22 protein-coding genes are annotated in these 17203 nt (G+C 69.0%); 2 read left to right on the top strand and 20 right to left on the bottom strand.

All coding sequences use genetic code 11. The features are described from left to right. The 10 genes from RUR49_RS19020 to RUR49_RS19065 all read right to left on the bottom strand — a co-directional run bounded on the left by RUR49_RS19020 (window position 1) and on the right by RUR49_RS19065 (window position 6562). Window positions 1–1878, bottom strand: a complete 1878-nt coding sequence (locus RUR49_RS19020) for a prohead protease/major capsid protein fusion protein (RefSeq protein WP_409147979.1) — start codon at window positions 1876–1878, stop codon at window positions 1–3. Next, a complete protein-coding gene (locus RUR49_RS19025) occupies window positions 1875–2282 on the bottom strand; it encodes a hypothetical protein (RefSeq protein ID WP_409147980.1) in 408 nt (135 codons plus the stop codon). The genes RUR49_RS19020 and RUR49_RS19025 overlap by 4 nt, the downstream gene beginning before the upstream one ends. Beyond that, window positions 2279–3697 (bottom strand): phage portal protein, encoded by a 1419-nt coding sequence (locus tag RUR49_RS19030; protein WP_409147981.1) that lies wholly within the window; start codon window positions 3695–3697, stop codon window positions 2279–2281. Before RUR49_RS19030 ends, RUR49_RS19025 begins: the two co-directional genes overlap by 4 nt. Beyond that, window positions 3694–4248, bottom strand: a complete 555-nt coding sequence (locus tag RUR49_RS19035; protein WP_409147982.1) for a hypothetical protein — start codon at window positions 4246–4248, stop codon at window positions 3694–3696. The genes RUR49_RS19030 and RUR49_RS19035 overlap by 4 nt, the downstream gene beginning before the upstream one ends. A gap of 126 nt (window positions 4249–4374) precedes the next feature. Next, window positions 4375–4833 (bottom strand): hypothetical protein, encoded by a 459-nt coding sequence (locus tag RUR49_RS19040; protein WP_409147983.1) that lies wholly within the window; start codon window positions 4831–4833, stop codon window positions 4375–4377. Next, window positions 4830–5054: a hypothetical protein gene (locus RUR49_RS19045; protein ID WP_409147984.1), complete on the bottom strand. Its 225-nt coding sequence runs from the start codon at window positions 5052–5054 to the stop codon at window positions 4830–4832. The genes RUR49_RS19040 and RUR49_RS19045 overlap by 4 nt, the downstream gene beginning before the upstream one ends. Then, the gene (locus RUR49_RS19050; RefSeq protein ID WP_409147985.1) at window positions 5054–5548 is read right to left on the bottom strand and encodes a hypothetical protein; all 495 of its coding nucleotides are present in this window, start codon (window positions 5546–5548) and stop codon (window positions 5054–5056) included. Before RUR49_RS19050 ends, RUR49_RS19045 begins: the two co-directional genes overlap by 1 nt. Window positions 5549–5620: 72 nt before the next feature. Further along, window positions 5621–6007: a hypothetical protein gene (locus RUR49_RS19055; RefSeq protein ID WP_409147986.1), complete on the bottom strand. Its 387-nt coding sequence runs from the start codon at window positions 6005–6007 to the stop codon at window positions 5621–5623. A 67-nt stretch (window positions 6008–6074) separates the two neighbouring features. Then, the gene (locus tag RUR49_RS19060; RefSeq protein WP_409147987.1) at window positions 6075–6278 is read right to left on the bottom strand and encodes a hypothetical protein; all 204 of its coding nucleotides are present in this window, start codon (window positions 6276–6278) and stop codon (window positions 6075–6077) included. Window positions 6279–6304: 26 nt separating this feature from the next. Next, window positions 6305–6562: a hypothetical protein gene (locus RUR49_RS19065; protein WP_409147988.1), complete on the bottom strand. Its 258-nt coding sequence runs from the start codon at window positions 6560–6562 to the stop codon at window positions 6305–6307. On the opposite strand from RUR49_RS19065, the gene RUR49_RS19070 reads away from it, so the two are divergent. Beyond that, window positions 6556–7008 (top strand): Arc family DNA-binding protein, encoded by a 453-nt coding sequence (locus tag RUR49_RS19070; protein ID WP_409147989.1) that lies wholly within the window; start codon window positions 6556–6558, stop codon window positions 7006–7008. The two genes, RUR49_RS19065 and RUR49_RS19070, sit on opposite strands and share 7 nt — an antisense overlap. Before the next feature lie 53 nt (window positions 7009–7061). Here RUR49_RS19070 and RUR49_RS19075 read toward each other — a convergent pair whose 3' ends face one another. From RUR49_RS19075 to RUR49_RS19120, 10 genes are all read right to left on the bottom strand, one after another. After that, window positions 7062–7457 (bottom strand): hypothetical protein, encoded by a 396-nt coding sequence (locus RUR49_RS19075; RefSeq protein ID WP_409147990.1) that lies wholly within the window; start codon window positions 7455–7457, stop codon window positions 7062–7064. A 2-nt stretch (window positions 7458–7459) separates the two neighbouring features. Next, window positions 7460–8041, bottom strand: a complete 582-nt coding sequence (locus tag RUR49_RS19080) for a hypothetical protein (protein WP_409147991.1) — start codon at window positions 8039–8041, stop codon at window positions 7460–7462. Between the two features lie 10 nt (window positions 8042–8051). Beyond that, window positions 8052–8594 carry a phage baseplate assembly protein V gene (locus RUR49_RS19085; RefSeq protein ID WP_409147992.1) on the bottom strand — a complete coding sequence of 181 codons (543 nt, stop codon included), beginning with the start codon at window positions 8592–8594 and terminating at the stop codon, window positions 8052–8054. A gap of 1 nt (window position 8595) precedes the next feature. Further along, on the bottom strand, window positions 8596–11226 hold the full coding sequence (locus tag RUR49_RS19090; protein WP_409147993.1) for a phage tail tape measure protein: 2631 nt from the start codon (window positions 11224–11226) through the stop codon (window positions 8596–8598). A gap of 4 nt (window positions 11227–11230) precedes the next feature. Next, window positions 11231–11437 carry a hypothetical protein gene (locus tag RUR49_RS19095; RefSeq protein WP_409147994.1) on the bottom strand — a complete coding sequence of 69 codons (207 nt, stop codon included), beginning with the start codon at window positions 11435–11437 and terminating at the stop codon, window positions 11231–11233. Next, window positions 11437–11904 (bottom strand): phage tail assembly protein, encoded by a 468-nt coding sequence (locus RUR49_RS19100; RefSeq protein WP_409147995.1) that lies wholly within the window; start codon window positions 11902–11904, stop codon window positions 11437–11439. Before RUR49_RS19100 ends, RUR49_RS19095 begins: the two co-directional genes overlap by 1 nt. Beyond that, on the bottom strand, window positions 11901–13712 hold the full coding sequence (locus tag RUR49_RS19105; protein ID WP_409147996.1) for a phage terminase large subunit family protein: 1812 nt from the start codon (window positions 13710–13712) through the stop codon (window positions 11901–11903). Before RUR49_RS19105 ends, RUR49_RS19100 begins: the two co-directional genes overlap by 4 nt. Beyond that, window positions 13709–14266, bottom strand: coding sequence for a hypothetical protein (locus tag RUR49_RS19110; protein ID WP_409147997.1), 558 nt, complete (start codon window positions 14264–14266; stop codon window positions 13709–13711). The genes RUR49_RS19105 and RUR49_RS19110 overlap by 4 nt, the downstream gene beginning before the upstream one ends. A gap of 130 nt (window positions 14267–14396) precedes the next feature. Next, the gene (locus RUR49_RS19115) at window positions 14397–14807 is read right to left on the bottom strand and encodes a hypothetical protein (RefSeq protein WP_409147998.1); all 411 of its coding nucleotides are present in this window, start codon (window positions 14805–14807) and stop codon (window positions 14397–14399) included. 222 nt (window positions 14808–15029) lie between these two features. Beyond that, complete coding sequence (locus RUR49_RS19120; protein WP_409147999.1) at window positions 15030–16238, bottom strand: AAA family ATPase; 1209 nt, start codon at window positions 16236–16238, stop codon at window positions 15030–15032. A 518-nt stretch (window positions 16239–16756) separates the two neighbouring features. On the opposite strand from RUR49_RS19120, the gene RUR49_RS19125 reads away from it, so the two are divergent. After that, window positions 16757–17137 carry a DUF4189 domain-containing protein gene (locus tag RUR49_RS19125; RefSeq protein ID WP_409148000.1) on the top strand — a complete coding sequence of 127 codons (381 nt, stop codon included), beginning with the start codon at window positions 16757–16759 and terminating at the stop codon, window positions 17135–17137. Window positions 17138–17203: the final 66 nt, after the last annotated feature.

A 17203-nucleotide genomic window follows, 5' to 3' on the forward strand; every position in this document is an offset into this window, starting at 1 on the left:
TCAGGTGCCCGCGTTGCGGAACCACCCGCGCCAGTCGACGAAGCCGGCGCCGAAGTCGAGGCGGACGCGCACCTGAACGCCGTCCACCTCGAAGCCGGCCTTGCTCTCCACCTGCGGCCCCTCGACACCCTCGAGGTAAGCCCATTCCAGCCCGTCGATCGCGGCCGGGTCGGCGGCGATCATCCATGCGTCATCGTCCGCGAGCCGCGGCTCGACGACGAGGACGAGGTTCGAGAACGGGTTGACGTCCTCGGCCCGGGTCGGGGTGAAGGCGGCGAGCGCCTTCTCGGCGTCGGTCTCGCCGGCGCTGGGCACGATCAGGTAGCGGGGCGTCACGGCGATCAGCTCGCCGGAGAGGCCGACTTGCTTGCGCATCGCCAGCCGGCCGGCGGCGATGAGCGGCGCGAAGGCGGGCGGCGTCTCGCCCTTCCACGGTGTGCCGAGCACGGTGGCGACGTTCTTGTGGGTGGTGTGGAAGAGCGGCTGACCGTCGCTCATCGTCGGCCCGGCGCCGGCATTGGCGGCGAACAGGTCGGCGAGCAGCTGCGCCTCCGTCGCCGCGGCCGCCTGGCCGAGGCGGCGGGAGAGGTCGGTGAAGGCGCCGAGGTCGTCGTTGACGAGGGCCTGACGGCTGATCGGGATGATCTTGCCGTAGGTGGCGACGGCGTAGCTCTCCTTCGCCTCGACGAGCGTGCCGCTCCGGAACTCGCCGGCTTCGTTCACCTTCTCGAGGCGCGGACCCTCGGAAATCTGCAGCCGGTGCTTCGCCCGGAAGTCGCGGGCGTTGCTCTGCCGGGCGATCTGCTTCAGCGCCGACGGCACGGCCATGTAGGTCGCCCGCAGGGTGCGGTTGACGAGGTCGCCGAGCAAGAGCGGGAAGTCCGACGTGGTGTGCAGCGCGCGTTCGATCGTCGCCGTCGGCGAAAGGCCGGTGGTGGCGATGCTGCGCACCCGAAGGCAGTCGCGGGCAATGTCCAGCGTCGTCATGTGGACGTAGGGCTTGGCCGCGTCCGAAGGCGTCACGCCCGGCGTGTGGCGCACGTAGAGCGCCTCGCCGATCGTCCGCGCCCGGAAGGCCGGGTCGGTGTGGTCGACGCCCACCTCGACGACGGTGTTGCGGATCGGCGCCGGCGGGGTGCGCGAGCGCAGCGCTTCCACGGCGGCGACGCTGGCGCGCTCGGCAGTGTCGCCGGCGTCGATCCGCTGGTCGATCCACGACTGGTCGAGCCCCGCCACGGTGGCGATGCTGCGGATCTCGGCGTTGACGGCGGCGCGGTCGGTGGTCTGCACGGTGTTGGCGGCCGGGGCGGGGGGCGCCGGCGGCGGGTTGGTGCTCGGCTCGGTGGCCGAGGCAGTGGAATCCGTCATCTCGGCGTTCCTTATGCCGGTGAGACGGTCGGCGGGCACGATGACGAGGGACACCTCGACCAGGTCGATCTGCGTCGCGATCTTCTCGCGCCGCTTCGTCCTGGGGTTCGTCCGCTCGGTATGGGCGAGCACGATGTAGCCGATGCTGAAGGCGTAGGTCTGGCCGTCGGACAGCTCGGCTGCGATGCGCTGCGAAAGGGGGTTGTGGCGGGAGAGCGTCGCCCGGCCCCGGAGCTGCCCGCCGACCGTCACGAGACTGTCGACACTCCCGAGGCGCCGGTCGACGCTCTCCCTTTGATGGCTGTCGAGCAGCGGCACGGTGGCCGGCCACGTCTGCGACAGCTGAATGATCTCATCGAACTCGCCGGCGAAGTCGTAGCGCCGCACGGCGGCGCCGCTCGACAGCACGGCTTCGAACGTCATCGTCTCGGCGTTCCACGACCGCGGCGAGGCGGTCGCAAGCCGCGTCAGGATCTCCGCCGGCGCGGTGGTCGTGGCGGGCGCGTTCAATGGAGCACCTCGGTCGCCTCGAGCACGACACCGTGCAGCCCCGGCACCACTTCGCCTATCACCGCGCTCACAGTCTCGCCGAGCATGGCGTAGGGCACGCCGAGGGCGTCGGCGACGTTGCCCATGGTCATGGGCTCGCCGGCAACGAGACGGGCGGCGATCTCGGCGCACGTCAGCCGGAAGGCCGGCGTCGCCATATGGGCGAGCGCCTCGGCCTCCGTCATTGCCTCAGTCTGCTCGCGGCTGCGGCTCACCGGCATCGCCGGTGCCTCGCGGGCAATCGGCGAATCGTCGGCGCCGAACACGGTGAGGACACGGAAGAGTGCCATCCGGACGGTGGCAGCGACCAGCCAGGGCACCTCGTCCGCGGCGATTGCGAAGGCGACATACTTCCGGCCGTTCATGGCGTGGTCTCCGGGATCTGCGGGGCAAGGCCGAGGCTCGCTTCGCGGGCGCGGTCGGCGGCGATCTCGCGGTCGAGGGCCTCGACGTCGAAGCCGCGAGCGGCAACCGCCTGGCGTCGGCTCATCAGATTCGCGCCGATGGCCGCGATCTCGGCCTCGACGTCCTTCTTCGGGTCCACCCATTCCGACCGCGGCGGGGTGAAGGTGGCGGCAAGCCAAGGCGCCGGCTGGCGGGTGAAGTCGTTCCGGGCGAGCCGGCCCGAAAGGGCCTCGAGGGTCACCCATCGCCGCCAGACGGGGCGGAGCAGCTGGAAGCCGAAGATCGCGTGCTGCAGCGCCTCGGCGCGGCGGCGATGCTCGACCTTGCCCTCGCGCAAGCTCGAGTAGTTCGCCTCGGAGAGGTCGCCGTCGAAGAGGTGCATCGGCAGACCGAAACCGGCCGCCATCTCCATGCGCGTGGTGCGCAGGAACTCCATCGCCTCGGCGCCGATGTTCGCCGGGTCGCTGAAGCGCACGTCCTGGCCGGGCAGCAAGACTTTCAGCTCGCCGGGCTCCATGCTGACATCGACGATGCCGGAGCCCGCAGGCGTGCCGTCCATCGGGGCGGCGGAGCCTTCAGGGTTGACGATGAAACCGGCGAGCAGGCCGGCGATCTTCAAGCGAACCAGGTGAGCGTCGGTGGCGGCGTCATAGTCGGCGAGGCGCAGCAGCACCGGCGCGCCCCACGGCACGCCGCGCAGCTGGCCGGCGGTGTCGCGGCGGAAGACGTGCAGCACGTCGCTCGCCGGAAGCCGGACCGTCGAGAGATCCGAGACCAGCGGCAGGCCGGGGTTCGTCCGCCTGAAGTGGTAGGCGACGACGCGGCCACCGGCGTCGATCTCGATGCCGTGGATGATCGCCCGGCCGCCGCCGAGGTCGACCGTCATCGAACTGTCGACCATGTCGGTGTCGTGCACGCGCAGCCGAAGCCGGCCGTCGGCGGTCGTCTCCAGCACAACGAAGCACTCGCCGTCGCGGACCATCAGCCGGGCGATCAGCGCCTGCAGCCCATAGAAGTCGGTTCTGCCGTCGGTGTCGCTCTCGTCGGTCCAACGCTCGAAGGCATCGGAGAGTGCCTGGCGGGTGGCGGCGTCGGGATGCTGGGGCGAGATGCGGATGCCGGAGCCGACGAGGCTCGATTCCCACGAATTGATCGCGGCCCGGAAGAGCGCGTTGGAATGATCCTGCTGGCGCGATCGGGCGACGGTGACGACGCGGCCAGCGTGCGCCACGGCGAGGGAGGAGCGGGTCTCCGGATAGGTCGCCCACCGCCGGCCGCCGGCGGCGGCGTCCATGCTGCGGGTCGCCGGCTGCCGTCCGGCCACCCGGTCGGCGAGGCTTGCCACGGTGCGGCGGATGCGGCGGGCGAAGCTCACGCGTCGGGCTCCCGCGGCGGGAAGAAGGCGGGCAGGCCTGCCTTGACGCGCTGCGCCCGCTTCAGGACGTGCAGCGCCATCACGTCGATCTCGACGGTGATGTAGGTCGTCGGCAGGAAGTGCAGCCGCATCGTGTCGCTCGACAGCGCATCCGACGCCCGCATCTGCGGGCCGTCCTCGGCGGTGCTGTAGATGTAGCCGCGGCGATACTCGCCCACCTTCCACGCCTTCAGCGAAATAGGGTCGTCCGGGTCGGGCGTGAACTCTTCCGGCGCGGACGCCCAAAGCTGTCGCACCCGCTCTTCGATCATCATCGCCATGCCGAAGGCAGGCGCTGGCGCAACGCCGAGCCGCACCATCTGAGTGACGAAGGTGAGGCGCACGGCGTCCATCGGCGAGTAGAGCAACTGCCCCGCCTTCCCCGGCCGTGCGCCGCCCACGTCGAGCAGGTGCCGCTCGATCCAGTTGCGGATGCTGGCGGGCTTCAGGCCGGGCACGAGCTCGAGGAGCTTGCGCTGCGGAAAGTGTTTGGTGTCGAGATCGAGTGTCATGCGATAATGAGGCGCATGGCTCGCCCCATAGTTCAAGCTGTTCCCGTTTCGTATCCCCGGGTTTTCCCCGGGTTTTCCCCGGGGAAAGAGGATCAAGCCATTGATCTGGCTTGGGAAACTTTTTCATCAGAACAGCCGCTCTTCCCACTCGCCACGCTTCCACGCCATGACGTGGAACTCGTCGCTCACCGGACGCTCTGCCCACCGCCGCCGCATCTCCCCAATATCTTGAGTTGAGCCAACATAGTTGAAGTAACCGGCCATCCGACGAGGTCTCTCTCCCGGCACTTCGACGCTAAAGTAAGTTCCAGCAACCATATCGGCGAAGAACAGACGAAGGCCGTTGAAGGTTCGGGTGTGGAGCAGGCTACGGAAAATGATCTGCCCGCGTTCGTCGATGAAGGCATCACCGTCCATGATCTCGTCCGGTTTCGCCATCAGCGCCTTCAGCCGCGGGATGATCACCGCGAGCGCATCGGCCCGGCGGCGTGAACGGGCGGCCTTGCGAGCGGCGAGGACGGCGGCTTCCACGGGTGGCAGCTTCGGCGGGTTCGCCCACGGCGAGGTGTTCGGGGTGACGTTCATTGGTTCACCTTGTCGTTCCGGTCGAGTGCGGTGTTGATCGCGCCGGCGGCGCAGCCGGCGACGAGGCTGATGGCGGCGGCGTCGTGCCTGTCGAGGGCGGCGCGGTCGTCTGTCGCCAGCTCGATCACTCGCAGGAAGCAACGCGCCTCGATCAGCGCCGCTTCGAGGTCGGTGTTCTGCGCAAAGCAGTTGGCTGGCGGATCGCGCGGAACGGCCGGCATCACTGCCACCCCCGCACGATGCGCTCGACGGTCGCGAGGAAGTCGAAGATTAGGGCGTCATCTTCGCCGTCGGGTGGCGGGGGGCGAAGATAGAACGTGCGTTCGAAGGACCATCGCAGCGCGCGCGCATGAACGGCGAGGCCGGCGGGGGTGGACGGCAACAGCGTGCGGATGAAGGTGGCGAGCCGGTCGATGCTGATCGACGCGTGCAACTCGGCTTCCGCCGCTTCCATCGCCCCGAGGCGCTCCTCGAGCTTGCCGATGTGGTGGAGGCCGCCGGGCAAGTAGCTCTGCAACTCACCCTTCGGCGTGATGGTCGCCCAACCCTCGGAGTGCGCCAGGCGGGCAACCTCGCGGGAAAGCTGCTCGTCGCGCAGCGCCAGCGGCACCCACCGTTCGATCAAGGTGTCGAGAAGCGCGCCGGCGGCGAGAAGGGCGTGGTCGGGGTGCGGGCCTTCCGGCTCCGGTGCAGTCGTGCTATGCAATGCGGGCATCTTCTATCCCCCCATGATGGTTGAGGCATTGGCCCGGCCGAGGTTGCCGCCTCGAGCCGGGCCGCTTCGTTTTCAGGCCTGCCGCTGCTGTGCGTAGACCTCCTTCTCGATCTGCTCCCAGACCTGGCAGACGCCATGCGCGAAGCCACCGGCCCACGGGTCGCTGATCGCACTTTCGTCGGTCTCGTCACGCCAGTTGAGGGCGTAGGCGATCAGGGCGTCGCGCTGCTCCTCGTCTTTCACGAGATCGCGAAGGACGGCGAAGGTCAGGCGCGGGTCGTCCTTCGCGCCCTGATTGGCGATCTCGATGATCTCAGGCTCTTCGCCCTCCTCGATGGTCCACTGCCTGCCGGCGCGGCATCCATCGTCGAACTCTTCGGCTTTCCGCGCCGAGCTGTATTCGACGATGCGGGCGGCGGCCGTCTTGATTACTTCGGGGCTGAGTGCTTCGTTCTTCATGTCCGTCTCTCCGGTTGTCCCCGGCGCAACGACCGAGGGGTTGAAGTCTTGGCCGAGGCGCCGAAGACTACTTCCGGCGCTGTTCTTCCTCGGCAATGCGCTGCTCGATCTCGTCCAGCTCGGCGTCGAAGTTCACGCCGGCGCGCACGGTGTTCGTGTCGTCGATCAGCTGGAACAGACCCTGGTGATTGGTGTCGAAATCCTTCCGGGACGTCTCGACACGCCATCCGAGCTTCTTGGCGCGGCGGCGAAGGGCGGCTTCGGTGGCCATCGTCGTTCTCCGAGGTTGTTCGGCCGTCAGGCCGGGGAGGTCTCATCGGTGCGCTCACGCGCATCGAGGGTGCGGGCCTTCGTCTCGGCCGCCCGCTCGCGGCGCCGGGCCTCGGCGTGGGCGGCGATGACGTCGGAGGCCATCTCGGCACGCTGCTTCATCTCGCGCACGGCGCGGACGATGACGCTGTTCTGGCTGGAGACGTAGTAGCGGGCCTCACCTTCGATGAAGGCCTTCAGCTCCTGCGGCAGCCGTACCCTGATGATCGGATCTCCGCTTGCCATCTGACGATCCTTCGCTGCGTCAACCAAGTGGCATATTTGTTCCACTTAGTGGCATTGCGGTCAAGCCGAAAGTGCGGCATCGGTGCGGCATGGCACGTGATGATCTCCATTTCCGTCTGCGCATCCCCGAGGACCTGAAGGCGAAGATCGCCGAGGCGGCCGAGAGGAGCAGGCGATCAATGACGGCCGAGATCATCCTTCGGCTGGAGGAGTCGTTTGAAGGTCCTCCGCAGCTAACGGATGAAGAGATTGCCATCACCGCAAATCGGTTCGAGGAAATAATTGAAGATGAGTTTGAGCGAGATTATAGGCAGCAGCGCGACAAGCTTCTCGGGAATCTGATCAAGAAGCACAAACTGGTTTTCGTCCCTTATCCAAAGCTGGATAAGCCGACAGAGCCCAATAAGTCTCCAGAGCCGCCGCCTAAGCCAAGGCGCAGGAAGTAGCCGCCCGCCTCGCCAGCTCGATCAAACTGACAAATTGTCAGTTAGTTGGCCCTTCAATTCCCCAGCGCCTTCCCGAGCGGCACGGCCTTCTTGCCGCCGAAGCTCGGCCCGGCCGGCTTCGCCGCCGGTTGCTCCGCCTCGGCGGCCGCGATGGCGTGGGCGGCGCGGATCGCCTGCAACAGCGCGTCGATCGCCTCGCCGGCCCGCGCCGCCTGGCGGAACCACGCGGGGTTGGCGATCACGGCCGCGTGGCCGGCGAGGTGGTCGGCGAGCATCTCGCGGACGATGAAGGCGGTGTGCATCGCCTCGTGCGCGCCGGCCGTTCCGGGGGCGAACTCGGCCATCAGGGCGGGGAAGGCGGTGCGCTTCTCGCCGGTGGCGGCCCAGTCGTCCTCGATCCCCTTCAGCAGCCGCAGCCGCAGCGCCTCGATCTCGTCGTCGGTCTTCATCGTCACCTCCGGTTCATCTTCAGGTTCGCCTGGCGCGCCACCTCGACGATGATGCGGCCGGTGATGCCCTCGGTGCCGCGGTCGAAGGCGGCGCGGCTGTCGTCCTTCAGCATCTCGGCCGGGATGCTCGGCCCCCACAGCTCGGCGATCGGCGTGCGCCCACTGCCCTCGCGCTTGAACACGCCCCGGTGACCGCTCTTCATCGTCGCGAAGAAGGTGGAGGCGAAGATCTGGCGCGTTCCCCACGGCGCCGCCGACACCCCGCGTTTCGTCTCCCGCGGCTTGAAGGCCGTGAGGGGCAGGTATCGGCCTTTGGCGTCGATGCGATACTCGAGGCCGCTCGGTGTCGTGCCAAGGCCGCCCTTGGCGCGGCGCGTGCCCTCGTAGCTCAGCGCCTTCAGCACGGCGTGGCGGCCGGCGCCGGTCTGGCGGACGAGGGCGTTGACGACCTGCGTCCGGACCTTGTTGCCCTCCCGCCGCACCGCCCGCCCCATGATGACGTGCGCCTGCTTGCCGGAGATGCCCTGCAGCGCCTTTTCGAGGTCCGGCAGGCCCCGACCCCGGCGGATCATTTGCAGAATCATTGGTTGCTCCTCAGTCGCCAGGCGGGGGGCCGCTGAGGGCGCCACCGGGCTCGACTTGCGTGTGCTGGTGGGTGTCGCCGATGAAGATGCCGTTGTGGGTGAGGTCGTCGCCCTCGATCGCCACGCCCTCGCCGCTCACCTCCAGAACGGTGCCGCCGGCGGTGATCTTCAGGCCGTCGCCGGTCAGCTCGATCCGCACCGAGCCGAAGGTCAGCACGTTCTCCTCGGCGCTCTGGCTCGGTGCCGCGTTGGCATTCGACCAGGTGAACGGCACGGCGACGCCGGCCGCCATCTCGCCGCCCGGCGAGAACAGCGTCATCGTCTGGCCGACGCTCGGCAGCGCGTGCACCTTCAGGGCGCCCGCCATCTGCGCCGGCCGCACCCATGGCGACAGCATTGGCGCCTCGTCGGTGCCGCCGATCTTGAGCCGCACCCGGCTCGTCGCCGGGTCCACCTCGGCGACCGTGCCGTGGCGCTGCATGTTCTCGACGCGGCGCTCGAGGTCGGCGTGCGCGTGGGCGAGGGTCTCGATGATATCGGCCAAGTTGCTCATGTCATGCGATCCCATAGTCGGCGAAGATGCCGCGCATCCGCTCGGCAATGTCGGAGGTGATCATCCGGTCGATCGCCTCGGCCGTCTGCCGCGGGTCGCCCGCGCCGTTGATGACGAAACGCGGCGATGCGTTGATGGTGATCGGCCCGCCGGCCATCGGACCGGATGAACCAGCGGCGCGTCGAGCCGCCGGCGCGGCCCCGGCAACGCCCGCGGCGGCGGCCGCCATCTTGTTCGCCGCCCGCGCCACCGGCGCCTCGTTCATGCCCTGGGCGAGCTGTTCGCCGATCTTCGCTCCCATCGACACCAGGTGCCGCAGCGGCCCCTCGCGCGCCGGCGACTGCGGGAACTTCGCCGCCACCGCAGAGGCCGCTTCCGTCGCCGCCGCGCTCACCTGGGGGATGCCGGCGCGGATGCCGGCGGCAAGCTGCAGCGCCGCCTCCAGGCCGGAGGCGTGCAGCTGCGGCGGCAGGGCCGAGAAGGCACCGGAGATCCGGGCGTTCGCGGCGTCCGCCTCTGTCGCCGCACCGGTGACGCCCGTGGCGATGCCGGCCTTGAAGGCCTCGCCGGCGGCCCGGCCGGCCGCGCCGAGCTGTTCCGGCCTCGGCACGGGCAGGGCGAAGCCGCTGGCGTCGCCGCCGGTGCCGACGCCGCGAGGCGAGGGGGTGGCAAAGTCACTGCCGCCGGCGCCGGTCGCCCGCATCCGCGCCGCCGCCCGCGGGTTCGGCCGTTCGTTCCGGCGGGTCATCCGGTTCAGGGCCGCCTCGAGGTTGCCCTGTCCCGTGCCGCCCGTGGCGCCGCCGTGGGCGCGGTCGAGGCGGTCGACGAGGTACTGGGCATCGTCCGACGCGCGGTCGATGAGGGTGTCGACGAGGTTGCGGGTCACATCCCACAGCCGCGCCGCGCCCTTCCTGTCCTGAACGTGGCCGGGCGGGGTGCGCCCCTTCGCGGCCGTGCCCGCCGCCGCTCGTTCGTTGCCGGCTTCGACATAGGCCATGTCGCGGCCGCCCATGCGGCCGGCGAGGCCCCGGGCGTCGGCGATCGTCGCCTCGAGCACCCTGATCTCGGCGCGCAGCGCATCCGCCTCGGCCTTCGCTTCGGCCTTGGCGGCGCGCGTCGGCGCCTCCAGCGCCTTCAGCTCGGCGGCGGAGATCTTCTCGCGAGCGGCGGCGACTTCGCCCTGCAGCCGCTCCATCCGCTTCAGCGCATTGGCGGCGACGTCGCGCGACGGGTCGCCGGACACCGCGCCGCCGAGCAGCCATTTCTCCACCACCTCGTTGGGCGGCGGCAGGCCCAGCACGTCGCGCTCGAAAGCGTCGATCGAGCGGCCGAAGTCATCGACCACCTTGCCAAGCTCGCCACCGACTTGAATGGGTCCGTCCTTCCCGATGCCGTTGCTGGCGTCGCGTAGCCGGTCGAGGATCCCGTAGCGACGCTCGGCGTCGTCGAGGAAGCCGCCGAAGTTGGTGGCGATGCGCTCCACAGCGTCGGCCGTCGCGCTCATCGCCGGGGCGAGCTTCGTCCCCAGCTTCTCGGCCGCGTTCTCGATCGCCGCCCCGGCCCGGTTCCAGGCCTCGCGGGTGGTCTCGGCTACGCGCTTGAAGTCTTGCTCGACGGCGCCCGTCGAGGCCCGCACGTCGGCGCGCAGCTGCTTCGCCTGATCGCTGTTGGCGATCATCGCATTCAGGAAGTCGCGGGCTTGCTTATCCTCAAACAGTTCGGAGATGACGAAGGGGTCACCCTTGGAAACTCGCTCCACCTCGTCGATGATAGCGTCAGAAAACGACCGGCCGTCGCGCTTCGCATCCTCAAAAACCTTGCGAACATCAATTCCGAACTTGGCAAACTTCTTCCTTGTGATCGGCGATGACAACTTATCGAAGAAGTTGACCATGTTGTTCGCCGCCTCAGCGCTGGAGGCGGAGGTCTTACGGGCAATCTGTGCCATGGCGGCGAGGTCGGCGACTGCCTCGGTGCCCGTCATGCCGACCCGGGCGGCGGCCGCGGCCATGGCCGGGAACTCGCGGGCCATCTCCTTCAGCTCGAACGAGCCCATCTTGCCGCCGGCGACCATGTAGTCGAAGGCGCGCTGCATCTCGGAAGCGGCTACGCCGAGGTTCTGCCCGACGGCGAGCGACGCCATGGCGACGTCTTCCATCGGCGTGGCCGAGGCCTTGGCGGTCTTCACGACTTTCGGCAGCACCTCGAGGGCCTGGCCCCACGACATGCCGCCGGCGATGAGCGTTTCGAGCACCCGGTACAGCTCGCCCTGCGCCACGCCGAGCGCGGGCGCCATGCCCTGGATCTCGGCCTTCGCCGCCGCCAGGCGGTCGGCCGACACACCCGCGACGATGCCGAGGGAGGTGAGCGCCGTTTCGGTGTCCATCGCGACACCGACGATCCTCGCGCCACCGTAGCCGGCCGCCAGCGGCGCCAGCACTCGGCCACCGATGCCGAGCGCGGCCGCGTTGAGGCCGCGCGTCGCTGCGGCCATGCGGTCGATGCCGCCAATGATGCCGCGGCGTCCGCTCATCGAGCGGTCGAGGCCCGCGAGTGTCTTCCGGATGCTCGACGCCGGTCCCGACACGCGGTCGAGCAGGCGGATGATGAGGCTGCTCTCGTAAGTCGCCATGGTGTCAGGTTCCTCTCTGGCCGGCGGCGATCTTCGCGTCGATCGCCGCCATGGCGGCCGGGCTCAAAGGTTCGATCGGTTCCAGCCGTCCGGCTTCGGGCGGCAGCCCGAGGCCCTCCGGCCATCCGTCGCCGTCTTCGTCCGGCGGCGGCTCGTCGCGGGGGGCGAGCCGGGCGGACCAGCGCCCGAGCTCCTCCACGTCGAGGTTCATCAGCTCGGCGTGGCCCCAGCCGGTGGCACGGGCGACGAGGATGACATCGACCCACCAGTGGGTGGGGCTTCGTCGAAAAAACCCTCGAGGGCCTCGACCACGCGGCCGTAGTCCGCCGCGTCCAGCTCCTCGAGCATGTCGTGCGGCACGTCCGACAGGCGGCCGAGCAGGAACACCTCCCGCCGGCGCGGCTTCGTCCCGGGCGGCAGGTCGTCGAGGGCGTTCAGGTCGGCGACCTTCACCCGCCGCAGCTTCAGGGTGCTCACGGTGACGCTGCCCTTGCGCAGCGGGTAGGCGAGGGGAACTTCGATGGACTCACTCATGGTCTTCTCCTTCGGGGGTGGTGGCAGGAACGGGGCGATGAAGCCCCGCAGGGACTGAACGGGGGCGACGATCCGGGCGGTCGCCCGGTCAATCGCGGCGACGGCGGTGGTGATGTCGGCTTCAGAGGCGGGGCGCTTGCTCATCGCTGCATCCATTTCGATTTCGAGGCGACGATCGTCGGCGCCGGGGCGGGCACCTCGAGCTTGAAGCCGATGGCGTAGAGGCCGTGCAGCGCGGCGGTCGCGTAGACGCGGCAGTCGAGCGGTTCGTTGCGCACGCCGCGGTCGACGAGCCAGTCGATGCGGGCGACGCCCTTGTGATACCGGCGGATCGGCCGCTCGGCGGTGAGGCCCCGGAACCAGTCAAGATCCCGGTCGCGCGGGGCGTGGACGTAGCCGGGCCCGGCGCTGTCGAGCCGCAGCCGCGCGTAGAGCGCCGCCTTCAGGCCGTCGACACCGACGATGAACGGTTGCGGATGCGCACCGGCGGCCCGTGGCGGCCGTTTCGGCCACGGCTGCACGCCTTCGCCACCGCGACCCTTGATCGGCCACACACGGCGCCCGGCGCGCGCCTGGGCATAACGCATCACCTCCGGAGTGCGGCTGCCGCCGCTGTCGATCGCCGTCGCCGCCACCCGCAGCGGCTGGCCGCCTCGGACCGAGATGAAGCGCCGGTCGAGCAGCTGGTCGAGCTGGCCCCACACCTCCGTCGAGGCGGGGTCGCCCCACAGCACCACATAGTCGAGGCTCCAAGATTCCTCGCCGATCCCCCAGCCGACGAGCTCGGCCTCGAGGCGGTCGCCCTGCACGTCGACGCCCGCGGTGATCGCGACGATCTCGGAGGGAAGCGGTTCGGCCCAGTCCTCAGCGCGGGCGGCGAGGATCTCGGCGACGACGGGCGCGGCCGCTTCGTCCTCGAAGGCCTCGCCCAATTCCATGTTCGTCCACGCCTTCAGCCTCTCCGGCTGGCGGTAGGAGTCCCGGAAGGCGATGGCGATCTCGGCCCACGTCCGGAAGGGCGAGCAGAGGGCGGAGACGTGGAAGCCGGCGGTGCGGCCGTCGCCCGGCGCCGTCGCCCGCCACTCGCCACCGGCGAGCAGCCGCGGCTTGTCGCGTTCCTCGATCACCCCGCCGCAGGTCGGGCAGGCGACGAAGGCCTTGTGGTGCTCGCCTTTCGGCCACTGGACGTGTCGCCAGGCGAGGACGAAGGCATCGCCGCAGTGGGGGCAGGGGACGTAGAAGCGGCGTTGGTCCGATTCGGTGTAGGCGGCTTCGATGCGGCTCGCGCCCTTCACCGTCGGCGTCGAGCAGAGGAAGACCTTGCGCCTGGCGCCGAAGGTGGCGGTGCGCTGCACTGCGAGCGCGATCGGGTCGCCCTCGCCGTCGGCGTCGGCCGGGAAGGCGTCCACCTCGTCGGCGAAGATGAACCTGCAGGGGGTGGACCGGAGGCCCGTCGGCGCGTTGGCGCCGGTCATGACGATCTGACCGCCGGGGAACTCCTTCGCCATCACGGTGTTGCCGGGCTCCCGGCTCTTCGCCTCCGGCACCAGGCGCCGCAGCTCCGGGGTGCTCTCGATCATCGGGTCGATGCGGGTGCGGGTGTTGCGCCGAAGCATGTCGATGGTCGGCATCACCAAGAGCGTGTTCGCCGGCGCGTGGCTAACGATGTATCCGAGCCAGTTCAGGCCGGCCTCCGTGCCGCCGATCTGCGCCGCCTTCATAAACACCACCCGCTCGACGGCCGACGAGGTAGACAGCGCGTCCATGATCTCCCGCAGGTACGGCGTCCGGTCGGTGCGCCAGCGGCCCGGCTCGGCCGAGCTCGAGGGCAGGCGGCGGTAGCGGTCGGCCCAGTCGGACACCAGCATCTGCGGGTCGAGGGCGAGGCCGCGCCGCCAGGCGGCATCGACGATCGCGCGGGCGTCGGTGGTGACGAGGTCGGCGACGCTCATCGCTCGAGATCCTCGATCGGGGTGTCGGAAAGGTTGGCGAGTTGGGCGCGCACCAGGCGGTCGAGGGTGGCGTAGGCGGCGGCCGGTTCGGCGCCGAGGTCGGCGGCGAGGGCGGCCGATGCCGGGCCGATCCAGCCGATCCACGCATCCCGCTCGGCCCGGGCGCGGGTGAAGGTCTCGCGCTCGACGGCTTCGCGGTCGACGAGCTGGCCACGGTCCACGGCGAGCTTCAGCGTCTCCCGCTCGGCGCGCACCCGGTTCAGCTCGGCCGTGGCACCGCGGGGGGCGGAGCCGTCGCCAATCGGCGCCTGCACCGTCGCCTTCCGGCGGGCGGGATCGGTGTTGTCCTCGTACCAGGCGAGCGCCTCGTTCAGGTCGACGCGGCCGTTCGGCAGCACCGGCAGGCCGCGGTTCACGAAGTGCGACACGCGCCCGGCCGTCACGCCGAGGCGCTTCGCCAGCTCGCCTTTGCTGATCGACGCGCCGCCACGCGCCGCCGCCGGCGGCTCGCCGAACAGTCCACCCGGAATAGTATTCTCCGCCGCGGCGCCCACTTGACTGTTAAACCCCATCCACTTTATGATAAACGGTTGATCTGACTAGCGAAATCCCGGGCTGCTGCGTGCCCGCACCGGGTCAGGGCGGGAAGGACCCGCAGGGGCGCGGGGCAGGCCCGCCGCCGCCTCACGCCCCCTCGCCGGGGCTGGGGGTGAGGGCCGCGAGGGTCCACGTCTCGCTCGACCGCGACTTTGCGAGCTGCCCGACCACCTCGAAGCGCGCACCCGTCGTCGTCTGCACCACCACGTCGCCGCGGCGAAGCTCGAAGGGGATCGCGCCGAGCGCCAGCTTCAGGCTGCACTCGCCGGCCATGGTCGGCCGACGGGAGAGGGACTGGGCATCCCAAGCGTTCAGCACGGCCGGTTTCTCCAGGCGCAGCCGCAGCACGGCGCGCTCGACGGTGGTGACCGGCCGGCTCGTGTCGGGCATCCGCCCGGCATGGTCGTCGACCAATTGGGGATGGATGGCCACCGGCTCGCCGAACGTCGCGAGGACGTTCGGGAAGGCCATGGCCGCAAGCTCACCGAAGGCTGTCATCGCATCACGCTCCCGCACCCACTCGCGCGCCCTCACCCCTCCCTGCGAGGGGGGCAGGCTCTGTGGGCCTGCCCCCCTCCGTAGGAGGGGGCAACACCCCCCGCTTTTTAAAGTCTAATGAAATCAAGGACTTCCAGAACACCCCCCGCCTCATCTCGAACACCCCCCGGTCTAATGATTTCAAGGACTTGCAGAACACCCCCCGGTTAGCCGGCTTACACATCAGGGCTCCTCCCCGCGCTTCTTCGGCTGGTTCGTCTCGGGGTCGCGCTCGTCTGGAAGGGGCGGCATATCGGCCGGTGCGAGCACCCGACGCCGAGCGTGGCCGGTGCCGAGGATGGCCTCCCGGAGGTCGCGGTTCGCGATCATCCTGTGCATCGTGTCTTCCAGCTGCTTACGGTTATACTTCCGCAACTCAGGGTATTGCCTGAGCTTAATCACAGCATATTCCGACGAATGCTTAGACGAACTCGGATACACGCCGTTTCGGATGGCAGCTCGAAGAGCTGCGAGGAAGTTCACCTCGATCGTCAAGTCGTCCCACAGACCGCCGGTCTCAGCGGGCGGGTGATCAGCAAGGAACACGCCGTTGACGTAGCGAAGCCGGATCTCGACGTCGGTGGCAGCGAAGTTGCTCTTCGCGCGCTCGAGGACGCGCAACCGCTTCACCTCGCCATCGCCGGGGGCGTCTTCATCCTCGGCCCGCCGCAGGTAGAGTGCGGACCGGACAGCGTTCACCCAAGCGTTGGAGCCCGAAGCCGGCCGGCCATCCTTCATCCCTGACACGCTGGGGTGCCCGATGAGCAGTACCGCGCCGTCCATGTCGACGGCGAGCTTCTGGTGCTGGCGGATGAACCGCGTCACCTGCTGGCGGTCGATCTCGAGGCCGCCGAAGGTGTCGGCGATCGTGTCGACGATGAGAAGCTGTCCGCCGAACACCTTCAGGACGAAAGCGTGAAGGTGCTTGGAGAGCTTCGTCTGTTGCGGGTGGCCGGCCTTGTCGAAGGTGAGGAGGAAGGTATCCTCGCCGGCCACGCTCACCCATGCCAGGCGGTCGAAGAGGTCGGCGAAGTCGATCTCAAGGGCGCGGTTGATGGCGTCCTGCCGGCGCCAGGCCTCCTCGAGGTCATCCTCGGCGAAGAGGTAGACGACTTTGCGTGGCGCGATGTCGAGCCCCATGAAGGGCAGCCCGACGGCGGCGCACGTCGCCAGCGTCATCGCGAGGATGCTCTTGCCGGTGCCACCGTCGCCGCTCAGCAGCGTCACGGCCTTGTCGGGAATCCAGTCCGGTACGCACCAGCGGCGCGCCGGGATTGGCTTGCCCTGGAGGTCGGCCGGATAGAAGACCGGGAAGTTCTCTGGCACGTCGGGGCTGAAGCGCTTTGCACCCTGCACGGCGCGGGCGATCGGATTTTCGCCGCTCCCACTCATGCCGCGCGCTCCATCCGGCGGGCGAGGCTCATCAGCTCGGAGGCGATGTCGTCCTTCTCGGCGTAGATCCTCTCAGGCGAGGCGCGCAGTGGGTCCGGGAGGCGACGCACCCGGTATGCTAGGTCACGCAGCTCACCGGCCGCGGTTGCACGGGTGGTTGTACTCACAGCGGTCGTCACCACCCGAACTCCTTTCGGTGTCCGGTGGCGAAACGGAGTGAAACACCTTCAACCTACCCGCGACTTACCCTTTTGTTCTCAAGGGTTTGTCGGAGCCTTCTAAGCTGTTGGTCGCAGGTTCGAATCCTGCCGGGGTCACCAATACGGCGCTGGTTGTGCTGTTTCCCGCAGGCAGCGTCCGTACGCTTCGTGGGCGCCCGCGGGATCACGGGAGGGGGCCGCATTCAGCCAGAGAAGCGCGTCGCGCAGGCTTTCCCCAACTCTTGCGAGTGTCCAGGGACTCGCGGACAATGCCGCAGTCGGCAAATGATGACGCCCGACGACTGCGGGATGGGGCTCATGAAGGGACTTCTGGTAGCGATCTTCGGCCTTGCCGCCGTGCTTTCCGTCACGACGAACGCACACGCCTGGGGTGCCTTCGCTGCAGGACAGAAAGAGTTCGGATGGGGAATGGCGTACAACTACGGCTCTAAGAATGACGCGATCAGCAAGGCGCTCCAGCTCTGTCGGAGGAACGGCGAGCGCTGCAAGCTCATCACGACGTTCCGTTCGCAGTGGGCAGGTCTCGCGGTCGGAAAGGTGGACCGCAACACCTCGGCGTGGGGATTTGCGAAGGGAAAGTCCCAAAAGAAGGTGAGGGACGAAGCCCTTCGCCAATGCCGGATTGTCGGTGGCCGGAACTGCAAGATCGAATTCCTTGAGTTCGACAAGACGAATTAGCGCCGCTTGCGCCGCGCCGAACGCGGGTCGGATCCGCATCGGCCATGTGGCGCCGTCGGTGCGGCC

This window comes from Pseudoxanthobacter sp. M-2 (assembly GCF_046156265.1).
In the GTDB taxonomy this organism is placed as follows: Bacteria; Pseudomonadota; Alphaproteobacteria; order Rhizobiales; family Segnochrobactraceae; genus CAMDHY01.